This is a genomic window from Microcoleus sp. Pol7_B2 (assembly GCF_036701035.1).
Lineage (GTDB): Bacteria > Cyanobacteriota > Cyanobacteriia > Cyanobacteriales > Microcoleaceae > Microcoleus.
This window is the reverse complement of record NZ_JAUBQB010000160.1, coordinates 1-3,846: the sequence shown is the minus strand read 5'-3', so window position 1 is coordinate 3,846 and position 3,846 is coordinate 1. Positions and strand designations below refer to the sequence as shown.

General features: G+C 47.6%; 2 protein-coding genes and 1 pseudogene. All 3 read left to right on the top strand.

All coding sequences use genetic code 11. From position 1 onward, the window contains the following. Positions 1 to 134: 134 nt before the first annotated feature. Positions 135 to 527 (top strand): annotated as a pseudogene (locus tag QUA57_RS28180) (phycoerythrobilin:ferredoxin oxidoreductase); the annotation flags it as partial. A 60-nt stretch (positions 528 to 587) separates the two neighbouring features. Beyond that, a complete protein-coding gene (locus QUA57_RS28175) occupies positions 588 to 1,925 on the top strand; it encodes a ribbon-helix-helix protein, CopG family (protein ID WP_333065080.1) in 1,338 nt (445 codons plus the stop codon). Positions 1,926 to 2,105: 180 nt separating this feature from the next. Beyond that, positions 2,106 to 3,734 carry an FAD-dependent oxidoreductase gene (locus tag QUA57_RS28170; protein ID WP_333065081.1) on the top strand — a complete coding sequence of 543 codons (1,629 nt, stop codon included), beginning with the start codon at positions 2,106 to 2,108 and terminating at the stop codon, positions 3,732 to 3,734. Positions 3,735 to 3,846 lie beyond the last annotated feature (112 nt).

The following is a 3,846-nucleotide window of genomic DNA, read 5'->3' as shown; positions in this document are numbered from 1 at the left end:
GGCACATCTCTTGATGAAGTTATTCGTGCTTATTGTGCAGAAAGAGTGTCTCATACTTATTTGAAATGACTATAATTACTTTGGATATGCAGCCTCTGTTTGGCGGCGAGGCTGACTAGCAGGCTAAGTATACTGGACCGATCGAACAAATTTTTCAAGCTCATCAACCGCAGCTTCCCTGGGGTGGCGACTTCCCAGAGGAACCTAAGCATTTTTTCTCCGCAGCGTTTCTGTGGGATCGCCCCAAGGAAACCGAAGTTGTGGAAATTCCGGTTTTTGCACGGTTCAAAAACTATCTGGCGGCTTATTTGGATTTGGTCGATCGCGCCGAATCGGTGACATCGGGCGCAAAGTTAGATAGTATCTGACAAGCTCAACTGTGCTATCTGCGGTATCTTGCCGAAAAAAAACCGGCCCGGGGAATGTTTAAGCGGTTCTACGGCGAGGAATGGATCGAAGAATACATTCACGGCTTTTTGTTCAATTTGGAACGCAAGCTGGCACAATTGGTAAGTAACAAGAATTAATTTTAATACAAGCTTCAGCCACTATACTAATAAGTGTAGGTTGGCATGAGGAAAATGCCAATGGTCAAAAAAAATCGCAATGTAGTTAGTTCCAATTCAGACAGCAAAGTCAAAGTCGGACTTTCGCTGACTTCTTCTAGTGCCGATCGATTAAACGTGATCGCTCGCAAGCTCGGAATATCAAGGTCGGAACTCCTAGAACGCTTGGCACAAGGCGCTCTGGATATTTCTAAGGACAAGACGGAAGTTACTGTCACTTGGAAAAAAGGTGAAGAAACGCAGGTAGAGGCCCACGACTTGCAAGGGGAAACAGCCGAAGAAAGCGAGCTTAATGACGCTGTAACGGCAGAAACTCTATCGGACTCGGTGAGTGTAAAGCCAAATCCGCTGCAAGAAAGTTACGAAAGTTTACAGCAGCAGTTGAGTGAACGCGAAAGTTCGATCGCTTCTTTGCAGCAGCAACTCGCTACCGAAAAGCAAAATCTCGAAAGCCAATTGCAGGAAACAGTAGCGAAGTCAAGTTACGAAAGTTTACAGCAGCAGTTGAGTGAACGCGAAAGTTCGATCGCTTCTTTGCAGCAGCAACTCGCTACCGAAAAGCAAAATCTCGAAAGCCAATTGCAGGAAACAGTAGCGAAGTCAAGTTACGAAAGTTTACAGCAGCAGTTGAGTGAACGCGAAAGTTCGATCGAATCTTTGCAGCAGCAAGTCGCTGAAAAAGAACACCGGGAACACGAGTTTCAGCAGCAGTTAGCCGAAAAATCCAGTGCTCTGGAATCTTTGCAGCAGCAAGTCGCCGAAAGAGAACACCGAGAACACGAATTTCAGCAGCAGCTAGCCGAAAAATCCAGTGCTCTGGAATCTTTACAGCAGCAATTCGCCGAAAAAGAACATCGGGAACACGAGTTTCAGCAGCAGCTAGCCGAAAAATCCAGTACTCTGGAATCTTTGCAGCAGCAATTCGCCGAAAGAGAACACCGGGAACACGAGTTTCAGCAGCAGCTAGCCGAAAAATCCAGTGCTCTGGAATCTTTGCAGCAGCAGCTAGCCGAAAAATCCAGTGCTCTGGAATCTTTACATCAGCAATTTGCTACCGAAAAGCAAAATCTCGAAAGCCAATTGCAGGAAACCGTGTCGAAGTCGAGTTACGAATCTTTGCAGCACGAGTTAGCAGAAAAGTCAAGTGCAATCGGCGACTTCCATGTTCAACTAACCAAGTTGCAATCTCTAGAAAATCAATTGAGCCAGAGTGCGGCGATACAGCGAAATTACGACGCTTTGCAGCAACAGTCTCAAGAACAGCTAAGAACCATCAAAGCTTTACGGGAACAGCTAGGTCAAATGCAGGCTGTGGCTGGGATTGGCGAAGCTTATCTCAACAAGTGGCGCCGTCCCTGATTTTCTCATCAGCACGGCACAGTCTAACGCTCCGGGTGGGCCCGGAGCACTTCACCCCTAAAACGTCCTCTACACTCGGACTCCTTCCTCTTGTAGCGATAGATTTCAACCTGTCGCTACAAGAGCTTTTTATTGCAAAATATGAGCATACTATTAAGAAATATTACAATAAATAAATTTATGACAGGCGATCGCACCCCTTTAGGCAAATCCAATCCAGCAGACACTAAGGGCCGCGTCACGGTAATTGGAGGCGGAATCGGCGGGCTGACAGCAGCAGCTCTGCTAGCCCGCAGAGGATACAAAGTGCTAGTCTTAGACCAGGCGATCGTCCCCGGAGGATGCGCTTCCACCTTCAAACGCAAAGGCTTTACCTTCGATGTCGGCGCCACGCAGGTTGCAGGATTGGAACCCGGAGGCATTCACCACCGAATTTTCTCAGAATTAGACATACAACTCCCCGCAGCCACACCCTGCGATCCCGCTTGTGCGGTGTTTTTGCCGGGAGAAACCGCACCGATTAGCGTGTGGCGAGATCCGCAAAAGTGGCAGGAAGAAAGGCAGCGGCAGTTTCCTGGAAGCGAAGCTTTTTGGCAATTATTGTCTGCATTGTTCAAAGCTAGCTGGAAATTTCAAGGGCGCGATCCAGTTTTACCGCCCCGAAACTTATGGGATTTCTGGCAATTAATTCAAGCTGTTCGCCCCGATACTCTAATTACTTTGCCTTTCACTTTTATGACAGTGGGAGATGCTTTGCGGCTGTGTGGGTTGGGCGACAATTTGCGCTTGAAAACTTTTCTGGATTTGCAGTTAAAATTGTATTCTCAAGTCGATACCGAAGAAACGGCGCTACTTTACGCGGCGACGGCTTTAGGAGTTTCGCAAGAGCCACAGGGATTGTATCATCTACAAGGAAGTATGCAGGTATTGAGCGATCGACTTGTAGAGGCGATCGAACAAGACGGCGGCAAAGTCCTGTTGCGGCACACAGTTGAAAGTATTGTCACCGCCAACGGCAAAGCCACCGGTACAGTCATTCGCAATCAAAAAACAGGCGAAGTTTGGACAGAAACTGCCGATCGCATTGTTGCCAACGTGACCGCGCAAAATTTAGTAAAATTGTTGTCAAGCGAGCGGAGTGTCGGAAATTTAACAGATAATTTAACAGATAATTTATCCGTTAAATCAGAGAGTTCAGAGACAAAAAACCAACTCCCGAGTCAAATGGCAGGCTACAAATATCGAGTCGATAAATTGCCGCCCGCATCCGGTGCTTTCGTGATATATTTGGGAGTGCATGAAAGCGCAATTCCGGCCAATTGTCCGCCGCACCTTCAGTTTCTCTACGATTACGACGGCGAGATTGGCGAGAATAATTCATTATTTGTTTCAGTCAGCCATCCGGGTGATGGTCGAGCACCGGAGGGAATGGCGACAATTATCGCTTCCTCATTTACTGATACTCGAATGTGGTGGAATTCTGTTGATTATGAAGGATTAAAGCAAAAATATACCGCAGGGGCGATCGCGCGTTTGAGCGAATATTTCAATTTGACGCCAGAGTCGATCGTACACCAAGAAGCCGCCACACCCCGCACCTTTGCCCACTACACAGCGAGAGATAGAGGCGTTGTAGGTGGAATCGGGCAGCGAATACCAACCTTCGGACCACTCGGATTTGCCAACCGCACACCAATTAAAAATTTGTGGTTAGTAGGTGACTCCACCCATCCCGGAGAAGGCACTGCCGGTGTTTCCTATTCTGCTTTAACAGTAGTGCGACAAATGGAGGCAGCCTCTAAAATCTAAGAGGACACGGCAATGCCGTTTCCCTACCCCAAAAATAAATAGGGCTTGCTGAATAATCGAGTGCATATTGCGTCGCGAAAGGTTTCGAGCGCGTGATCGAGAATAAAGTGCA